This window comes from Halalkalicoccus paucihalophilus (assembly GCF_001593955.1).
Lineage (GTDB): Archaea > Halobacteriota > Halobacteria > Halobacteriales > Halalkalicoccaceae > Halalkalicoccus > Halalkalicoccus paucihalophilus.
On the sequence record NZ_LTAZ01000004.1, the window covers coordinates 41,129 to 60,384 of the forward strand.

Sequence of the window (19,256 nt, forward strand, 5' to 3'; positions counted from 1 at the left end):
ATGATTGCTTGCTGGAAACACCTCTCGAGCGTAGATTACCGAAACAAATGGTATAGGTATTGATAAATATATCGTCCGACCTCGGTCGGGTCGCCGGGTGGCCTTTTATCCGCTCGGGCGTCGAAGGAGCGGTATGGAAATCACGGACGCCACCGGCGAGGACGCGAAAGCGATCAAGGACGTCGCAGAACGGTCGATGGAGGCCTCGTATGCGGTCAGCCCCGACACGCTCGAAGCGATCCTGAACGAGCAGTTCAACTCCGAACGACTGGCCGCACAGGCCGAGAGCGACGACACCGTCTTGCTCGTCGCAAGGGAGGACGGCGAGGTCGCGGGATTCGTCGAGGCCGAAATCGACGACGGGACGGGGACCCTGACGTGGCTTCACGTCGCCACCGAGTTCCGTGGGATGGGTGCGGGCTCGGAGCTGTTCGAGGCCGCCCGCGACCGGCTCCACGAGGCGGGCATCGAGAGCGTCCGTGCGCGCGAACTAGCCGACAACGCCGAGGGACAGGGGTTCTTCGAGTACTTCGGATTCGAGAAGGCAGAACAGGACCGCATCGAGATCGCGGGCGAGGACCTCGTCGTCGAGATCTACGCCGAGAGCGAATCGGAGACCGAGGGCGAGGACGAGACCGATAGCCCACCCCAGGAGACCGTCGAAACCGACGACGGAACGGTGTACATCGACCGGAGTGAGGAACTCGCCGGCGAGGACGGTCCCTTCTTCGTCACCTACGCCGACGAGGACTACGACGAGCAGTACGGCTTTTACTGTGGCAACTGCGAGTCGATGGTCGAGGCCGTCGACAGCATGGACCGAATCGAGTGTGGGACCTGCGGCAACCTGAACAAACCCGACGAGTGGGACGGCGGCTACCTCTGATCGGGACCGATCCACCGCGAGCGAGCGTCGACAGTCGCTCCCGTTGCACCCCCCGATCCCGATCCCGGTCCCGCTCGCGAGACCGGTGCCACCGAGACGCGACGACCTCCCCCTGCCCTCCGATTTAATATTTCAGAAAAACACAATGTTTTTATTCTAGTCGACTACATGATAATACGGAGGTGAACGATGGTTCCCGTACAGACGATGACGTTGTTGGTCCCGTTGGTCGTCGGGTTGATGATCGCGGAAGTCGCCGCGTCGTGGTATCTCAGGCTCCGTAGTCGACGCCTCTGGTGATCTCTCGTCACAGGCGGCGTCGGCCGTTTCGCGAGCGAAGCCCCACCCGCGAGTAGGACCGGACTGCACCGTCCGCACGCCGTCGTGGCTGTGGGTCCGATTCGATGTAATGCAGCGTGTTTTTGCCCGCCCGTTAGGTACACTCCCAGTGGTTGCCTGTGAGATCGCTTACCGACTTTGCGGACGTTCGGTCGCCCGAGGACCTGTCCCGCCGCCAGCGACTGCTGATCGGCTACGTGTTCGGGCTCGTTTGTGTCGTCCTGTTTTATACGATCGTCTACAACACCGGGATGCGAACGCTCGAGGGCGATTCCCACTCGCTGTTCCGATCGTTCCAGACCGTCGTCGAGACGATGACGACGACGGGATACGGCGCGGATTCGCCGTGGACCACCCCGTGGATGAACGCGTTGGTCGTCACGATGCAGCTGTCGGGGATCGCGATCGGGTTTTTCACTCTCCGGGTACTGGTCATCCCGCTGTTCGAGCGGACGTCCCTCGATCTCGACGATCGGCTCACCTCGAAGGACGACCACGTCGTGATCGGCGAGTACCGACGCGATAGCGGCGTCCTGCTCGACGAACTCGAACGGTTGGGGATCGACTACGTCCTCATCGACTCCGAGGAGGAGGAGGCCAAGCGACTCTCGGACGACGGCTATCAGGCGATCAACGGCGATCCCGAGACGGTCGAAACCCTCGAACGCGCCTCCATCCACGAGGCGGATCTGCTGGTGACGGACGCGGGCGATCGCAACGCCAGCATCGCGCTGTCGGCGCTGGACCTGAACGCGGACCTCCGCGTGGCGAGCCTCACCGAGTCGACCCGACGGAACGCCGCGCTCGAACGCATCGGCGTCGACAGCGTGATCTCTCCGCACGTCCTGATCGGGCGGCGGCTTGCGCACAAGGCCACCACGTCGGTGTCGTTCCCCGAGGGGACCGCCTTGGGCGAAGACGTCGAGATCCGGGAGGTCCTCGTTCGTCGGAGGAGTCCGTTGCGGGGGACGGCCGTGCGCGATACGCCGTTTTTCGATCATCCGAACCTGACGCTCGTGGCCGGTTGGTTCGACGGGGACCTCCGGCTCCCACCGGACCCGACCGATCGGCTCATGCCGAACACGGTGTTGCTCTTGGCCGGTCCGAAGGGGGCTATCGACGACGTGAGCGAGAAACTGTCGGGAACGGGACTCCGAACCACCCGCGATCACACCTCCGTCGTCGTCGCCGGCGCGGGCGAGGGCGGGCGGGCCGTCGTCGAAACGCTCCCCGAGGACGTCTCGACGACGACGGTCGACGTCGAGGACCACGACGGGGTCGACCTCGTCGGGGACGTCGGCGACCCCGAGACGCTGACCGAGGCCGGACTCGACGAGGCCACGGCACTGGTCGTCACCGTCGACGACGACGCCACCGCACTACTCACGGTCGCACTCGCCCGCTCGCTCAACGAGGACATCGAGATCCTCGCACGCGTGACCGACGAGGACAAGGTCCGAACGGCCTTCAGCGGCGGCGCGGACTACGTGCTGTCGATCCAGCAGGCGACCGCACGGCTGCTCGCCCGCGAGGTCTACGGCGAGGACGTGATCTCGCCGGTGAGCCAGATCAGAATGATCCGCACCGACGCAGCCCCCCTCGCGGGCCGGTCGATCGACGAGGTCAACGCGGGCTCCGAGACCGGTTGGGTGATCGTCGGCGTCGAACGCGACGGCGAGTACCTGACCGACGAGAAGACCGCCATCCGCGATACCGATCGGCTTCTGGTGGCTGGAACCGACGCGATGATCCGGGAGTTCGAGGACGGGACGGCCCTGTCGTAGCCTTCGGGCTCGGATGGACTCAGGCGTCGAGACTCCGCCTGCGCCGGTGATCTCGAGACTCCTGACGGTATCGGACTCGTCACTCTACCATTCGGACTCGCGTAGAAAGCCAGTGCCCGGGGAGGGCTCCGAACCCTCGATCTCCGCATGACCCAGATTCGAGCCGTGGCACGGCGCGTGGGCATGGGAGGCTTCCAAGGCAGCCGCCTCGACTCTGAAACCCTATGAGTGCGGCGCTATGTCCAGCTAAGCCACCCGGGCGCGTTCGTCGGTTATCGGCTGGCGACCTTTAAGGTTCTCATTCCACTCACTCCCGGCCGGTGACTTTTCGGATACACGAGGAGCCGAAGGGACCGTGTTCGCCCGACTCGAACCGGATGAAATGCCCTGTCGACAGCCCGGCCCCACAGCGCCGACAGGTGAAGTCCCCTTCTTTCGTTACCACTTCGCTCTCGAAACTGACGAACGTACTCCGTTTGGGGCGGATCAGCCCGTCCTCGCGGGCGATGATCCCGCGTTTCTCGGCGGTGTCGAGGATCTCGCGGGTGAGATGCGGATCGGTCGTGATCGTTTCCAGCCGGTCGACGGCTTCCGACAGCTCCAGAGAGTCGTCCTCGCAGTTCTCGAGGAGTTCACAGCCCATCTCGACCGGATCGCTCATCACCGCCAGTACCGATGCGATCCACAAAGCGTTTCCCACACGGCTCGGTTCGCCGTCTCAGTAGAAGGTGTCCGCACAGTCGTAGATCACGCCGTGGTTCGGACACACGTACTTGCAGTGGCGGTGGTACATCGGCGTCCCACACCGCGGACACGGCCGTCCCGCCGGCACCTCGTCGCTCATACTTCTACTCGTCTCGCCCCGTCCCTCAGTCTGTCGTTTCGAACACCCGCTCGGGTTCGAGACCGGGTTCGAGCACCTCGACCCCGTCGAGCGATCCGATCGCCTCGATTGCCTCCCGAAGGTGATCGGGGCCGTTCGCCTCGATTCCGAGTTCCATCGGCCGGCGGTTCGGGTCGTCGCCCGGGATCCGCCGGCCGGCCCGAACCCCGTCGAGTTTCGCCCCACACTCGTCCAGTCGATCCGTGACCGGCCCGATCCGGCCACGGTTCGAAACGGCGAGCCGGGGGGTCGCGTACCGGCCGAGTTCGATCAATCCCTGCCGAACGAGGTCGGCGTGGTCGGTGAGGTCGGCGTTGCCCCCCGAAATCACGACCGCGACGTCCTCGTCCTCGAACTCGGCCGCCCCCGACAGGAGCGCCGCGAGGGGTGCCGCACCCGCCGGTTCGACGACGGTTTTCGCCCGCTCGGCCAGCAACGCCACCGCGGCCGCGATCCCCGAATCCGCGACGGTCACCACGCCGTCGACCCGCCCGCGCATCGTCTCGAAGGTGGTCTCGAGGAGTCGGGTGTCGGCGATCCCGTCGGCGACGGTGTCGACCGACTCGCGCTCGTAGATTTCATTGTTTTCGAGCGACCGACCCGCGTGGGCCGCGCCCTCTGGCTGGACGCCGAGCACCCGAATGTCGCGGTCCTGGGCCTTCAGCGCGGTCGCGATCCCGCCGATCAGCCCGCCCCCGCCGATCGCCACCAGCACGGTATCGAGTTCGGGGTACTGCTCGAACAGTTCGAGTCCCACCGTCCCCTGCCCGGCGATGATCCGCTCGTCGTCGAAGGGATGAACGAACTCCAATCCCTCGCGCTCGGCGAGTTCGAGGGCGTGTTCGTAGGAGCGCTCGTAGATATCGCCTTCGACGACCACCGCCGCGCCGTAGCCCCGCGTGGCCGCGATCTTCGCCGCGGGCGTGATCTCGGGGACGACGATCGTCGTCTCGATCCCCAACAACTGCCCGGCCAGCGCCACCCCCTGGGCGTGGTTGCCCGCGCTCGCCGCGATCACGCCCCGTTCGCGCTGCTCGTCGGAGAGTTGGGCCATGCAGTTGTACGCCCCGCGGATCTTGAACGACCCCGTCCGCTGGGCGTTCTCGAGTTTGAGTCCCACCGAGGCCGCCCCGCTCATCCCCGCGAACGTCGTCGAGCGGTCCAGCGGCGTCCGGTGGACCACCTCTTCGAGGCGCTCGCTGGCCGCCTCGACGTCCCCGATCGAGACCGGGGGCTCATCCGTCATCCGCGATCCCCTCGCCGCCCGTGCGTAGCGTCGACATACCGGCCCATGCCGCGCCCGACACTTAACTGTACACAGCGACCGTTGACAGCGAGTACGGTTCCTTCAGTCGCGGGACGCCGATACCAGTATCGAATACTGTGTACGACTCTTTCGGTAATCGTTGATAAGCTATTTACGGGCGGTCGTCATGAGGTGGCACATGGCAGGACCACCGATCGAGGAGCTCCACTTCGACGACGCGCCCGACGTCGGGGAGGTGCCGGGCCCCGAGTCAGACAGACTCGTCCGGAAACAGCGCGAGATCGACAGTAGCGCCGTCGCCTACCCCAACGACATGCCGCTGGCCTTCGAGGAGGGGAAGGGAGCGACGCTGCGCGACGCCGACGGCAACACCTTTATCGACCTCTTTGCGGGCATCGGCGTGCTCAACGTCGGCCACGCCAACCCCTACGTGATGGAGGCGGTCCACGAGCAGGCCGACAAGCTCGTCCACACCGTCGATTTCCCGTCGGAAGCACGCCTCGAACTCATCGAGAAGCTCGACGAGATCGCGCCGGGCGAACTCGCTGGGGACAATCGAGTGATCTTCGGTGGGCCGACCGGCAGCGACGCCATCGAGGCCGCGATCAAGCTCGCGAAGTACAACACCGGCGGCACGGGTCTGATCGCCTTTCGAGGGGCGTATCACGGCCCCACGAGCGGCCCGATGAGTCTGACCTCGAACAAGAAGTTCAAGGGCCACTACACGCCCCTGCTGCCCGACGTGGTCCACGCGCCCTATCCCTACCCCCTCAGACAGGGCAAGAGTGAGGACGAGGCGGTGAAGGACGCCTTAGAAGAGGTGCGCGCGATCGTCGAGGACCCTTACGGCGGGCTCGCGAACCCGGCGGGGATCTTCGCCGAACCCATACAAGGAGAAGGTGGGGTCGTCGTCCCGCCCGAGGGCTTTCTGGAGGGCCTGCGAGAGATCGCCGACGACAACGCCCTTCCCTTGGTGTTCGACGAGATCCAATCCGGGTTGGGACGCTCTGGCGAGTGGTTCGCCTGCGAGCACTACGACGTGACGCCCGACGCGATGACGATGGCCAAGGCCCTCGGCGGCGCGGGCTTCCCCCTCTCGGCGACGATGTACCGCGAGGAGCTCGACACGTGGGGGCCGGGCGACCACGCAGGCACCTATCGCGGGCACGTCGTTGCGATGCGTGCGGGCACGCGGGCCATCGAGTACATCCAGGCCCACGACCTGCTGGCGCATGCCCGCGAACTGGGCGAGTATCTCCGCGAGCGACTCCGTGAGGCCGGCGAGGACAACGAACTGTTGGCGGAGGTCCGCGGAAAGGGGTTGTTCATCGGCGCGGAGTTCGCGGGCGAGGACGGCGAGCCCGCCGACGACGCTGTCGACGCGATCCAGCAGTACTGCTACGAACACGGCGTGCTCGTCTGGACCGCCGGTCGCCACGGCAGCGTCCTTCGCCTACTCCCGCCGCTCGTGCTCACCCACGAACTCGCCGAGACGGCGATGGACGTGGTCTGTGAGGCGATCGAACACGCGACACCTACCCAGTCGGTCTGACGAACCTCGATCCGGACGGCCGTTTCTGCCCTCTCTTTTCGGTCCTTAGTATACGTAATATGTGTGTGCCATCTACAGTAATCGGAACCGTTATTACCGTCCTCGTCGATTGTGAATGACAGGTGACACCACACACCATGACAAGAGTTAATAACCGGTTCGCAACCGGCGGGGGTGCCGTGCGCGACCGTCTCGCTGTCGATCGCTCGCCCGAACGCGAGGGTCGATTCGGCGTCGGGAGGAGGATCTGACCGTGCCCGACGACGACCTCGGGCCGGTCGGGCGCTTCCGCGAGGAGATCGATCCGGTGGTCTTCCTCTTCGGTGCCGGACTGACGGTGGGCATCATCGCGACGTTCTTCGCCAGTCCCGGCACCGTCGAGAGCACCATCGCCTACCTCAATGGGGCGATGCTCCAGTACCTGAACTGGGCGTTGCTCGTGATCGTCTTCCTGATAGTCCTCTTCTTGCTCTTCTTGATCGTCGGTCCGTGGGGGAAGATCAAGTTCGGGGACCACCCGCCCGAGTACAGTTTCATCTCGTTTTTCACGATGCTCTATTCGGCGGGGTTCGCCGCTGGCGTGGTGTTCTGGGGGCCGACCGAGGCGCTGTTTTACTACGCCAACCCCTCGCCGCTGTTCGACGTTTCGGGAGGGTCGGCCGCGGCGATGACCATCGCCATCCAACAGACGCTGTTTCACTGGGCGCTGCCCCAACTGGCGGTCTTCACTATCATGGGGCTCGCGATCGGTTACTTCACCTACAACTACGAGAACGTGCCACTCAGGGTTTCTTCGGCGCTCACGCCGATCCTCGGTGCCGACAACCTCGACGGCCCGATCGCCAAGTTGGTCGACATCCTCGCGGTGTTCGCCACCATCGGCGGCGTCGCGACCTCGCTGGGATTCATCGGGAGCCAGTTCATCAGCGGGCTGAGCTTCCAGTGGGGGATCGATCTGGGCAACGCCGGCATCCTGCTGGTGGTGACGACCATGACGCTGTTGTTCACCATCTCGATGGTACTCGGCGTCGACAAGGGGATCCGCCGGCTCTCGAACTTCAACATGGCGCTGTTCGTCGCCCTCATGGTCGCGACCTTCATCGTCGGACCGTCGGTCTTCCTCGTCCTGCTCGGTACGCAGGCGGTCGGGGGCATGATCACCGACTTCGTCTCGATGAGCCTCTTTACCGGTGCCGGCGTCGAGGGCGGCACGGAGTGGGCCAACGCCTGGACGGTCTTCTACTGGGCGTGGGCGCTCTCGTGGTCGCCCTTCGCCGGCGTGTTCATCGCGCGGATCTCGAAGGGACGAACAGTCAGAGAGGTCGCCTTCACCGGTATCGCCGCGACCTCCGCGGCGACCATTCCGTGGTTCACGTTCGTCGGCGGCACGGCGGTCTGGGCCCAGCACAACGGTGTCGCTGACTTCGGCGCCGTCATCGCCGGCGAGGTCGGTCCGGAGGTCTCGGGCTTCATCCTGTTCGACGCGTTCCCGCTCGGGACCGTCTTCATGATCTCGTTCATGATCCTCGTGACGACCTTCTTCATCACTTCCGCCGACTCCTCGACGCTCGCCGTCTCGATGATGACTACTGGAGGAAAAGCCCAGCCCTCGAACATCAACCGGATCTTCTGGGGCGTGGTGTTGGGGATGACCGCGGCGATCCTCATGATCATCGGCGGGATCGAGGCGCTCCAGTCGGCGGCGATCATCACGGGCGCCCCGTTCGCGTTCGTCTGCTTCCTCGCCATGCTCGGGCTTGCAAAGCACTTCAGCGCGACCCACGGCCGCGTGATCCTGCAGGACGGCGCGTGGATTGTCGGCCCCGGTCCCGATCGCTCGAAATCGGCCGACACGCCGACCGCCGCCAACGACGACGACTGATCGACGCTATTCGGAACCGTTTTCCATTATCGTATACAGTTTCTGTGTATGGGTGACGAGGACGAAACCACCGGTAGCGAGTCGGCCGCCGATCTCGCGTTCGCTCCCGACCGCGATCGGGGCGTGTTGACCCCGAGCGACCGGGCGTTCCTGCTCGGACGCAAGACCGACTATACGGAGCACTCGAAGAAACAGAAGCGAAACCGGATCCGCCGGCGGGTCCGCAACGCGATCCTCGATTTCACGATCCTCTTCGATCACCTCGACGAGCGCGACCGCGAGACGGTGTTCGACCCCGAGGACGACGAACGGGACGCCTACACCCGCGGGATCACCGATACGCTTGCCTTCCTGCATCTGGGGACGATGGGCTACTCGACGCCGTTCAAACAGATGCTCGCCCGCGGCGTCTCGAAGGGAGAACAGGAGCTCGCGGGCTCTGACTACCGCATGGTCAACGTCGAGTTCAACGTCGACCCCGTCGGTCGGATCGACGTCGACGAGGTCGTTGCGAAGCTCGATCGGGGGTCGTTCGACGAGATCACCGACGAGGAGCTTCGCGCGTTCGTTCGCCTGCTCGCCGAGAGCGAGGACTTCTCGCCCGCGCCGCTGCGCGAGGAGATCAAGGGTCAGATGGATCACTTTGCACGGCGGGCCGAGGAGGCCGCCACCCAACGCGACCGGCGTATCGAGGAGTTGACCGACTAGGGCCGCTCGGCTTCGATCCGCTCGATCGAGCCGGTCAGCACGTCAAGTGCGATCCCCAGCGTGCGCTCGTCGACGTCGAAATGTGGGGTGTGGTGGCTGTCGGGGTGATCGGTGCCGACGATGGTGTAGGTAGCCAATCCGCCCGCCTCCTGGACCGCCTCCATCAGGAACGTCGCGTCCTCGCTCGCACCGAAATCGGCCGCTTCGACGGGTCTGTCGACCCCCTCGACCCCGCGTGCGACCCCGTCGACCAGCGCCGCGAGTTCGGGATCACTGTCGGCGCGCGGGGATTCGCTGTGGACCTGCAGGTCGGCCTCACAGCCGTGCATCTCGGCGGCAGACGCACAGATCCGCTCGAAACGCTCCTTCATCGACTCCATCAACCGGGTGGTCTCCCCGCGTACCTCCGCGCTGATCCGCGCGTTCTCGGCGATGATGTTGCTCGTCGTCCCGGCCTCGACCCGCCCGACGTTCACCCGCGTCATCCCCCCGGCATGGCGTGGAATCGCGTAGGCCTCGCTCACCGCCGTCGCCATCGCCTGAATCGCGTTCGCCCCCTTCTCGGGCGCCTGGCCCGCGTGGGAGGACTTTCCCGAAAAGTCGACGTGTATGTGGCTCATCGCCAGCGGCTTTTCGATGCCTGCGACCACCTCGCCGGTGGGGTGATCGAGCCCGACGTGGACACACAGCAGGTACTCGATCCCCTCCGTGTAGGGTCCCTCGGCCATCGGCCGCCCGCCGCCGCCGTCCTCCTCTGCGGGTTGGAAGAAGACGGTGAGAGTGCCGGAGAAGTCGCTTTCCTTCACCGCTTCCAGCACCGCGAGCCCGATGGTCATGTGTGCGTCGTGCCCGCAGGCGTGCATCAGCCCCTCGTGTTCGGAGCGAAACCCCTCGCGTGCGGGGAGGTGCCCCTCGTCCGATGCCTCCTCGATGAAGAGCGCGTCGATGTCGACCCGGAGGCCGATCGAGGGCCCCTCGCCACGGTCGAGGACGGCCACACAGCCCGTATACCCCCCCTCGCAGGCCTCGAGGACGTCCTCGCGCGCGCCGGCCGCACGCGCCCGCTCGAACCATTCCTCCAGTTTCTCGTCTCCCGGGACCGCCATCCGTTCGTCGGGGGCCATCGCTTCCCGGCCTACCGCGAGTTCGTCTACCCCCACGCGCTCGATCTCGTCGATCAGCAGGCTCGTCGTGTAGAACTCCCGCCACGCCGGTTCGGGATACCTGTGAAACGTCCGTCGACACTCGCTCATCCCGTCGCGTATCGTCCGTGACATTCTCTCGCGAACTCGTCGCCCCAGTCACTTAAAAATACACAGAATTCGTTGATAGCGAATACGAAGTTTTTAGCGCCGGGCGTCCGATCGGGAGGAGTGATAGCTATGACCGAGGAACGACCGGACGTGGTGGTGCTGCGTGAGGGGACCGAGGGCCTCTCGACCGAACCGTACGCCGAGGAACTCCGCGAGCGACTGCCCGATCACGAGGTCCGACGGGCCCGGACGCCAAGCGAGGAGCGCGACCTGATCGAGGGCGCCCGGGTCGCCACCGGGGTTCGAATCGACGAGGCACTGCTGGAGCACGCAGCGAACCTCGAACTGTTCGCGTGTGCCTTCGCGGGCACCGAACACCTCCCGACCGAGGCGCTCCGCGAGCGGGGCGTGGCGGTGACAAACGCCGGCGGAATCCACGCACCGGGGCTCGCCGAGGGCGTTCTGGGCAACATGCTCGTCTTCGCCCGGCGACTCCACGAGGGCTGGCGGCGCAAGGGGAACCGCGAGTGGCGCCACTTCCAGTCGGGCGAACTCACGGGAAGCACTGTCACGATCGTCGGCCTCGGCTCCATCGGGCGGGCGCTCGTCCAGCGACTGGAGGGGATGGAAGTCGAGACGATCGGGGTGCGCTACTCACCCGAAAAGGGCGGGCCGACCGACGAGGTGATCGGGTTCGAGGAGGAGGAGTTCCACGACGCGCTCGCGCGCACCGACTACCTGGTGATCGCCTGTCCGCTGACGGAAACGACCCGAGGATTGATCGGCGAGGACGAGTTCGCGACCCTGCCCCCCGAGGCGGTCCTGATCAACACCGCCCGCGGGCCGATCGTCGACACGGACGCGCTCGTCGGGGCGATCCAGTTCAATAGTATCAGAGGGGCGGCGCTCGACGTGACCGACCCCGAACCCCTCCCGCCGGAGCACGTGCTGTGGGGGTTCGAGAACGTGCTGATAACGCCGCACACCGGCGGTCACACCCCGAAACACTGGGAACGATTGGCAGAAATCGTCGCCGGAAACGTCGAGGCGCTCGACGGGGGTGGGGACCTCGACAACCTCGTGGTGTCGCCCGAATAACTCAGTCGTCGTCGGCCGGAATCGCCCGCTTTTCGGGGAAGTTCCCGACCGTCGCCTCGCGGAAGCCCCGCTCGTCGAACGCGTACTCGCCGTCGAGGAACTCGACCAGCTGTTCGGTGTCGCGCATGGCGTTTTTCAGGCAGGTCGAGGCCCCGGGCGAGGGCGTGACGTTGAAGATAACCCCCTCGCCGGTGATTTTGGCCTCGCCCATGTCGAGCGTTTTTCCGTCCGTATCGACGATCTGGGGACGCACCCCGCCGTAGCCCTTCGCCCGCTCGATGTCGTCGAGTTCGACGCTCGGGACGACCTTCTTCACGTGGGGCAGGAAGGCGCGCTTTCCGACCCCGGGAACGTCGTAGACGAGGTTCTTGAGCACGTACGGCAGCAGGATCCGGTCGGCCAGCACGTTGCCGTAGCTCAGTAGGGAATCGACGTTCAGCCCGAAGACGTCGAAGAAGTCCTCGACCGTCGAGAGCTCCCCGCGTTCGAGTTCGGGCACCAACTTGGCCGTCGGGCCGAAGCGCGTGATCGAGGGGTCGTGGACGTCCGCGTCGCCATGGATCGCCGCGAAGGGGAGCTTCTGCATCTGAAGGGTGTAGACCTTGCCGTTCAGCAGGTCGTTCCCGAGGAAGAAGCTGCCCGCAACGGGCAGCAGCGACATGTCCTCGCCGTAGCCCATCTCCTTTGCGATCTGCATACTGTGTGAGCCCGCCGCGACGACGGCGGTGTCGGCCTCGAACCAGCCCGCCTCGCTCTCGAGGATGAACCCGTCGTCGGTTTCGTCGAGGCGCTTTACCTCGCTGCCGGTGTAGACGTCGATCCCGTCCTCCCCGCTCGCGTTGTCGATGAACGATTGTGCGGTCTCGCCGTAGTCGACGACGTAGCCGTCGGGCGTCTGGAGGGCGAGCAACTCGGTATCAGGGTCCCGTCCCTCGACGACGTTGGGCTCGATCTCGGCGATCTCCTCGCGGTCGATCGCCCGCAGTTTCGGATACAGGTCCGAAAACCCTTCGTCGTGATACCGGTGGCGGAGTTCCTCGGCCTCCTCATCGCCGACCGCCAGCACCATCTTGCTGCGCTTGCTGTGGATCTCACGGTCGGGGTCCTCGTTTTCGAGGTAGCCCGCGAGCATCTGGGCACCCTCGTTTACCTCCTCGGCCTTCTCGCGGGTGTAGTTGGTCTCGATGTCCCCGAAGTGGAGCGTCTGGGAGTTGTTCGTGTGGTGTGAGTTGATCGCCGCGATATCCTCTTCTTTCTCCAAGAGCGCCACCCGCTCGATGTCGGTGAACTTCGAGACGGTATAGAGCAGCGCTGCCCCACTGATTCCTCCGCCGACGATGACGAGGTCGTATTTTTCTACCATAATGGAAAACCTTCCTTCACGACGGCCGTTTCCACTCTGGTGGTGGGGTGTCGACTACTTTTCTATGTCGGTATCGGTCGGTAGAAACGTTACCAAGCCTCAATTCGGTCGAACCCGGATACGATCGCCGCTGCGCCCCTCTTCTCAGACCGAAAACACCTTCTGGGGGAACGAGGAGAAGCGCTCGGCCCCGTTCGCGGTCACGCGGAACGACTCGCTGATCTCGACGCCCAACTCGTCGGTCCAGATCCCCGGGATCATGTGAAACGTCATGTCTTCCTTCAATACGGTTTCGTCGCCCGGCCGGAGGCTCGCGGTGTGCTCGCCCCAGTCCGGCGGGTAGCCAAGGCCCATCGAGTAGCCGATCCTGTCTTCCTTTTCGATGCCGTGTCTCGCGATCGACTCGCGCCACGCGAGTTCGACCTCCTCGCAGGTCACGCCCGGTGCCGCCCGGTCGAGCGCCGCGTTCAACCCCTCGACGACGACCTCGGAAACCCGTGCCATCTCGTCGGGGATCTCACCCACGACGGCGGTCCGGGCCAGCGGCGAGTGATACCGGTGGCGACAGCCCGCGAGTTCGACGATCACGGGATCCCCATCGGAAAACGGCTCGTCCGACCATGTGAGATGGGGCGTCCCGGTGTGCTCGCCCGAGGGCATCAGCGGTACGATCGCGGGATAATCGCCGCCGAAGGCTTCCGTTCCGGCGACGAGGGTGCGGTAGATCTCGCTCGCCACCGTCGATTCCGGGACGCCCTCGCCCATCGCTTCGATCCCCGCTTCCATTGCAGCCTCCGAGAGCTGGGTGGCTTCCTCGATGAGTTCGATCTCCCGCTCGGATTTGACCACCCGGACCCAGCTCACGAGCAACGTGGCGTCCGAGAACGTCGCTTCGGGCAGTTTCTCCTGCAGGCGCTGGTGGGATTTGGCGGTATAGTAGTAGGCATCCATCTCGACGCCGATGTGGGTGTCGCCCCGCCCCATCTCCTCGATGACGTGGGCGACGTAGTCCATCGGGTGTTTGCCCACGGGCGACTGGACGTGGTCGTCGCTGTAGGGGTAGAGGTTCTCGTGGTCGATCCAGACGGTGGCTTTCGCCCCGTTCTTGTCCATGTCGCGGCCCACCCAGACGGGCTGGTCGTGATCCAGCGAGACGATGAGCCCCTGGTGGACGTAAAACGACCAGCCGTCGTAGCCCGAGAGGTAGTTCATGTTCGCGGGGTCCGTGAGAAAGAGCGTCTCGATCCCCTCCTCCCGCATGCGTTCTTTGGTCCGTTCCATCCGCCGCTCGTACTCGGATCGCTCGAACACCTGCACGATAATCACTAACAAGACCGATCTCTCGGTCCCGGCACTTATGCTTTTTGTGTACTCTGATAACGGAATCCGTGTAATTACGTCGAGTCGATGGCGTCGCAGAACAGCGAGACCCCCAGTTCGATCTCGCGTTCCGTGACGTCGAGCGGCGGCAACAGGCGGATGGTGCTGTGGCCACAACCCAATGTGAGCAGTCCTCGCTGGAGCCCCGCCTTCACGACGGCGTTGCGCCGCTCTTTCGAGTCGAACTCGATCGCGAGCATCAGTCCCTTCCCACGAACGTCCTCGACTCCGTGGAGATCGGCATCGACGAGCAGTTCTTTCACCTGTTGGCCGCGTTCGACGGCGTTGTCGAGGAGGTCGTAGTCCCGAATCGCGTCGAGGGTGAACACGCCCTGGGCCGCCGCGACGAGATCCCCACCGCCCCACGTCGAGCCCAGTCGGTTCTTCTCCTCGGGGAAGACGTCCGAGCGGGAGATCGTCGCCCCCGATCGGAGCGCTTTCGCGCTACAGATCACGTCGGGTTCGATCGCGTAGTGATCCGCGGCCCACATCTTCCCGGTACGGCCGACCCCCGACTGGATCTCGTCGACGATCAGGTGGATGTCGTCGGTCTCACAGACCCGTTGGACCTCCTCCATGAACGCGTCGCTCGGGAACCGATAGCCGCCGACACCTTGGATCGGTTCGAGAACGAGAAAGGCGACCTCGGCGGGATCCATATAGCCCCGCTCGGGGTCGAGCATCCGTTCCAGTTGGGAGCGCCCGCCTGCGAAGAAGCCGCACGAACAGGTCGATTCCTCGCAGGTGCGGTCCTCGCAGAAGGGTACCGTCCGGGTACCGGCGGTTTCGGGATAGGCGCGCGTGTAGACGTCGCCCGCCCGCGTCATCGAGAGCGTTCCGAGCGTGCGGCCGTGAAACGCCCCCAGAAAGGTAATCCCGTACTTTCGCTCGGGGGTGTTCGCATACGCGATCTTCATCGCGTTCTCGATGGCTTCCGCGCCCGAGTTCGAGAGGAAGACCGTGTCCATGTCGTACTGCGAGGCGCTCTCGACGAGTCGTTCCATGAGTTGGGCCGCTCCCGGGATCTCGGGCTCGGCGGGACCGCCCGCCGACCCGGCGTAGAAGTCCTGGCCGGCGATTTTCAATGGGTCGACGAGATCGAACTCCGCCATCCGATCGGTGATTTTGGGGTTGTTGTATCCCAAGGGAGCCGCCCCGATGTGGCAGGTGAAATCGAGGAAGACGTTGCCGTCGAGGTCGGTACAGAACGGGCCCTCTGCCTCCCCCGATATGTCCCATGCGAATTCGTGGGCGTGCTCGCTGGGTGCGGAGTACCGGTGGTGGTACTCGACCCACTCGCGCGTCCGCTCCCCGGGGAGTCGCTGCACGCTCGGCTCCGCGGTATCACGATCCATACACGGAAACCGTATACCTCGTTATTAACTCTTGTCGTCGCGAGCGTGAGATAGCCGCTATCGATCGAAAAAACCCGACCGCCTACTTCAGCACTCCGACCAACCGCAGGACTCGCAGGTCTTACAGCCCTCCGAATAGTACAGCGTCATCGACCCACAGTCGGGACACTCGGGGCTCTCGCCCGCGTCGATGAGGTCCTGATGGGCGTCCTCGGCGGCCCCCGAATCGACCGCCGTTCCGCCGTCGGAGGTCGGCTGCGTTCGGCCCGGTTCGCCCTCCTCTTCGAGTTCGGTGAGGTTCTGCTGTTTGGGGTAGGCGCGCTCGATGTCGCCGTCGAGGTATCGTCGCATCGCCGTCCCGATCGCGTCCGGGATGGAGTTGACCTGCTGGCCCTTGTCCCAGGCGACCTTCGGCGAGCGGATCCCCTGGAGCTCGCTCGCGATCTCCTCGGGGTCGACCCCGGAGCGAAGCGCCGTCGAGATGGTTTTGGCGAGCGCCTCGGTGAAGCTCGCGGTAAATCCTCCCGAATTGCCGATGTTCGCGAACAGTTCGAACGGGTGCCCCTCGTTGTCCTCGTTGATGTTGACGTAGAGCTTGCCGTAGCCCGTATCGATGCGCTGGGTCACACCGTGCAGAACGTCCGGTCGAGCGCGCTTTTCGGCGTACTGACCGGACTCGGGGGTGAGGTCGAAGTCGTCGTTGAGGACCGCACGGACCTCCTCGTGGCTGAGGAACTCATCGATCCCGCCGAAGACCTCCGTGATCCCCTCAACGAGCGCCGCTGCGGCCTCCTCCTCGTCGGCGAACTCCGCGTTGTCCGCACGCGTCGTGAGCACCTGCTTCGAGCGGGTGCCGTCCCGGTAGACGGTGACGCCCTTGCCGCCGTTGTCGTAGATGAACCTGAAGACGTCCTCCATGTCCTCTCGACTAGCGTCGTTGGGGAAGTTACAGGTCTTCGAGATCGCACTGTCGACGCCCGTCTGGCAGGCACACTGGACGGCGGCGTGTTGCTTGCCAGAGAGGTCGCTCGTGACGACAAAGAGCTCGCCGATGGCGTTGGGCACGGTCGAGAGCCCCTCGACGCCGTCGAACTCGTTTTCGCTCATCTGGTCTTGGGCCTCGCGTTTCACCTCCTCGACGTCGATGTCGTTGGCCTTCAGAACCCTGAGGAAGTAGTCGTCGAACTCGACGAGCATCTCGTCGCCCTGCACGTCGTCGGAGACGTTCTTGTAGTAGGCGACGTTGTAGATGGGCTCACAGCCCCCGGTGGTATTGCCGACCATCGAGGTCGTTCCGGTGGGCGCGATGGTCGTCGTGTTGTGGTTGCGCATCGGGAAACCATCGGCCCACTCGTCGGCGTCCAATCCGGTCTGGCGCTCGAACCACTCGCGGTACTCGGTCGGGTTCGCGTACTTCGAGTCGGCCCAGTCGTCGAAGACGCCGCGCTCTTCGGCGAGGTCGTGGCTCGTCCGTTTCGAGCCGTGGTTGATCCGGGTCATGAGCTGGCTCGCGATCTCGTTGCCCTCTTCGCTTCCGTAGCGCACGCCCAGTTGGATGTAGAGCTGGGCGAGCCCCATGACTCCGAGCCCGATTTTTCGCATCTCCCGCACCTTCCGCTCGATCTCGGGGACGGGGAAGTCCGACATTGTGACGACGTTTTCGAGGAATCGGGTCCCGAGTTCGATCCGGCGTTCGAACTCCGCCGTGTCGATGGCCTCCTCCAGGTAGGCCTCGACTGCGTCATCGAGCGAGTCGTACTCCTCGGCGTGGTCGGCGTGCCAGACCCGCCAGTCGGGGGCACCCTCGTCCGCGAGCGTCGAGAGGTTGATGTGACCGAGATTGCAGGCTTCGTACTCTTCTAAGGGCTGTTCGCCACAGGGGTTGGTCGCGAGGATGCGGTGGTCGGGGTGGGCCTCCACGTCGAAGGAGTGTTCCTTGTTCACCCGTTCGAGATAGATCACGCCGGGTTCGCCGTTCTCGTAGGCGCCGCCGACGATGCGCTCCCAGATCAGCTCAGCAGGAATCGAGAGTTCCTCGCCGATTTCAACATAGTCGCCGAGGTCGTACCGGGAGTACATCTCCTTGGTCTCGGCGGTCGCGATATGGGGTTTCTCGGTGCGAGGGTTGGTGAAGACGAACTCCTCGTCGTTGTAGAGCGCCTGCATGAACCCGTCGGTCACACCGACAGAAATGTTGAAGTTCGAGAGGTGCCCCTCGACGGCGTTCCGGAGGTGTTTCGGGACCCTCCCGTCGTCGTCGATCAGCCCGCGGGCCTCCTCGAGCGCCTCGGAGAAGGTGGTGTAGGTGTAGTCGTCCGGGTCGTTGAGTCGCAGGGTGTGTGCAAGAGAGACGTCCTTGTTTTTCGCGTGGATGAACTCGATGACGTCCGGATGCGAGACGCGCATGACGCCCATCTGGGCGCCCCGTCGGGCACCGCCCTGCGCGATCGTCTCGCACATCTGGTCGAACGTGCGCATGAACGTGATCGGGCCACTCGCGATGCCGCCCGTGCTGCCCACGCTGTCGCCGTAGGGGCGCAGGCGCCAGAACGCATAGCCCATACCACCACCCGACTGGAAGACCTCGGCGGCCTCCTTTGCGGTCTGGTGAATATCCGAGATGTCGTCGTCGGGCGAGTCGACGAAACACGCCGAGAGCTGCTGGAGTTCGTCGCCCGCGTTCATGAGCGTCGGCGAGTTGGGAATAAAGGAGAGCCGTTCCATCAGCTCCTGGAACTCCGCTGCTTTCGCCTCGACGTGCTCGCGGATCTCGGTGGGGAGTTCGGGGACGAGCGTCTCGTAGGCGAACTTGTTGACGTTGTACACGGAGAGTTCCGTCTCCGCGCTGTCCTCGGCCGTTACGCCCGCTCCGAAGACCTCCGCTGCGAGTTCGTCCCGGCGCGGGTGGTCCGGCTTGAGCTGATCCGGCGAGACGCTGAGTTCGACCCCCTGTCGCTCGGCCTCGAAAACGGCCTCCGCGAGCGCGATGTTCCGCGCGACGCGGGCGAAGAGGTCCTCCTGCGATTCGACCGGTTCGCCCTCCGCGTTCTTCCGGAGGTAGCGAGCGGGGAGGATGTTCTGATAGGCGTTCGCTGTCAGGCGCTCCTCTAAGGTCTCACCCTCGGTGCGTTTTACCGGTAGGGTGACCTCGGTCGCGTCCGTATCCATGCTCACGCGCGAACCTCCCCGTTACCGGTAGCGACAGACTGGCCTACGATTTGACGGCGTAGATGATTTCGGCTACGTACCATTTGTGACGGCAGTCGAATACGCGGCCAGTCGTATGAAGCTTTACTTTCCAGAAAGGGAATTGATGAAAGAATAATGGAGCTGTAGCTGGTTATTTGGTGGGCGCGATTCCTCATTCTCGCCGGTTATCAGAGGGTACGCTCGGCGCCTACTATAACCTGTCCAAACCGGAGCGAAAGTGAACGTCCCTTCCCCTGTCCGACGCCCGTCACACGTCCAACGGAAAATATTTATTTATTCATATACTTACTGGGGGT

General features: G+C 64.5%; 14 protein-coding genes and 1 tRNA gene. 6 read left to right on the forward strand and 9 right to left on the reverse strand.

The window, feature by feature from the left end:
- Positions 1 to 133 precede the first annotated feature (133 nt).
- A complete protein-coding gene (locus HAPAU_RS05280) occupies positions 134 to 886 on the forward strand; it encodes a GNAT family N-acetyltransferase (protein ID WP_066380431.1) in 753 nt (250 codons plus the stop codon).
- Positions 887 to 1,344: 458 nt separating this feature from the next.
- Positions 1,345 to 3,009, forward strand: coding sequence for a potassium channel family protein (locus tag HAPAU_RS05285; RefSeq protein ID WP_066380432.1), 1,665 nt, complete (start codon positions 1,345 to 1,347; stop codon positions 3,007 to 3,009).
- Between the two features lie 113 nt (positions 3,010 to 3,122).
- Here the strand turns inward: HAPAU_RS05285 and HAPAU_RS05290 are convergent.
- The 4 genes from HAPAU_RS05290 to ilvA form a co-directional block, all read right to left on the reverse strand.
- Positions 3,123 to 3,270, reverse strand: a tRNA-Met gene (locus HAPAU_RS05290).
- Positions 3,271 to 3,316: 46 nt separating this feature from the next.
- Entirely contained in the window at positions 3,317 to 3,670 is a 354-nt protein-coding gene (locus HAPAU_RS05295) for a DUF5830 family protein (RefSeq protein WP_066380433.1), read from the reverse strand.
- Positions 3,671 to 3,727: 57 nt separating this feature from the next.
- On the reverse strand, positions 3,728 to 3,853 hold the full coding sequence (locus tag HAPAU_RS22750) for an HVO_2523 family zinc finger protein (protein ID WP_281177864.1): 126 nt from the start codon (positions 3,851 to 3,853) through the stop codon (positions 3,728 to 3,730).
- Between the two features lie 25 nt (positions 3,854 to 3,878).
- The gene (gene ilvA / locus HAPAU_RS05300) at positions 3,879 to 5,138 is read right to left on the reverse strand and encodes a threonine ammonia-lyase (RefSeq protein ID WP_066380434.1); all 1,260 of its coding nucleotides are present in this window, start codon (positions 5,136 to 5,138) and stop codon (positions 3,879 to 3,881) included.
- Positions 5,139 to 5,337: 199 nt separating this feature from the next.
- Here ilvA and HAPAU_RS05305 point away from each other — a divergent pair, with 199 nt between their 5' ends.
- The 3 genes from HAPAU_RS05305 to HAPAU_RS05315 all read left to right on the forward strand — a co-directional run bounded on the left by HAPAU_RS05305 (position 5,338) and on the right by HAPAU_RS05315 (position 9,301).
- On the forward strand, positions 5,338 to 6,711 hold the full coding sequence (locus tag HAPAU_RS05305) for an aspartate aminotransferase family protein (protein WP_066380435.1): 1,374 nt from the start codon (positions 5,338 to 5,340) through the stop codon (positions 6,709 to 6,711).
- A 253-nt stretch (positions 6,712 to 6,964) separates the two neighbouring features.
- Positions 6,965 to 8,593, forward strand: a complete 1,629-nt coding sequence (locus HAPAU_RS05310) for a BCCT family transporter (protein ID WP_066380437.1) — start codon at positions 6,965 to 6,967, stop codon at positions 8,591 to 8,593.
- Between the two features lie 48 nt (positions 8,594 to 8,641).
- A complete protein-coding gene (locus HAPAU_RS05315; protein WP_066380439.1) occupies positions 8,642 to 9,301 on the forward strand; it encodes a hypothetical protein in 660 nt (219 codons plus the stop codon).
- Here the strand turns inward: HAPAU_RS05315 and HAPAU_RS05320 are convergent.
- Positions 9,298 to 10,578 carry an amidohydrolase gene (locus HAPAU_RS05320; RefSeq protein WP_066380441.1) on the reverse strand — a complete coding sequence of 427 codons (1,281 nt, stop codon included), beginning with the start codon at positions 10,576 to 10,578 and terminating at the stop codon, positions 9,298 to 9,300. The two genes, HAPAU_RS05315 and HAPAU_RS05320, sit on opposite strands and share 4 nt — an antisense overlap.
- A gap of 105 nt (positions 10,579 to 10,683) precedes the next feature.
- On the opposite strand from HAPAU_RS05320, the gene HAPAU_RS05325 reads away from it, so the two are divergent.
- Positions 10,684 to 11,652, forward strand: coding sequence for an NAD(P)-dependent oxidoreductase (locus tag HAPAU_RS05325; protein WP_066380443.1), 969 nt, complete (start codon positions 10,684 to 10,686; stop codon positions 11,650 to 11,652).
- A gap of 1 nt (position 11,653) precedes the next feature.
- Here the strand turns inward: HAPAU_RS05325 and HAPAU_RS05330 are convergent, their stop codons facing one another.
- The 4 genes from HAPAU_RS05330 to HAPAU_RS05345 all read right to left on the reverse strand — a co-directional run bounded on the left by HAPAU_RS05330 (position 11,654) and on the right by HAPAU_RS05345 (position 18,918).
- The gene (locus HAPAU_RS05330; protein WP_066380445.1) at positions 11,654 to 13,015 is read right to left on the reverse strand and encodes an FAD-dependent oxidoreductase; all 1,362 of its coding nucleotides are present in this window, start codon (positions 13,013 to 13,015) and stop codon (positions 11,654 to 11,656) included.
- Between the two features lie 144 nt (positions 13,016 to 13,159).
- Positions 13,160 to 14,296 (reverse strand): M24 family metallopeptidase, encoded by a 1,137-nt coding sequence (locus tag HAPAU_RS05335; protein ID WP_066381903.1) that lies wholly within the window; start codon positions 14,294 to 14,296, stop codon positions 13,160 to 13,162.
- A 113-nt stretch (positions 14,297 to 14,409) separates the two neighbouring features.
- Positions 14,410 to 15,750: a class-III pyridoxal-phosphate-dependent aminotransferase gene (locus HAPAU_RS05340; protein ID WP_066380447.1), complete on the reverse strand. Its 1,341-nt coding sequence runs from the start codon at positions 15,748 to 15,750 to the stop codon at positions 14,410 to 14,412.
- Between the two features lie 87 nt (positions 15,751 to 15,837).
- A complete protein-coding gene (locus HAPAU_RS05345; protein ID WP_066380449.1) occupies positions 15,838 to 18,918 on the reverse strand; it encodes an adenosylcobalamin-dependent ribonucleoside-diphosphate reductase in 3,081 nt (1,026 codons plus the stop codon).
- Positions 18,919 to 19,256: the final 338 nt, after the last annotated feature.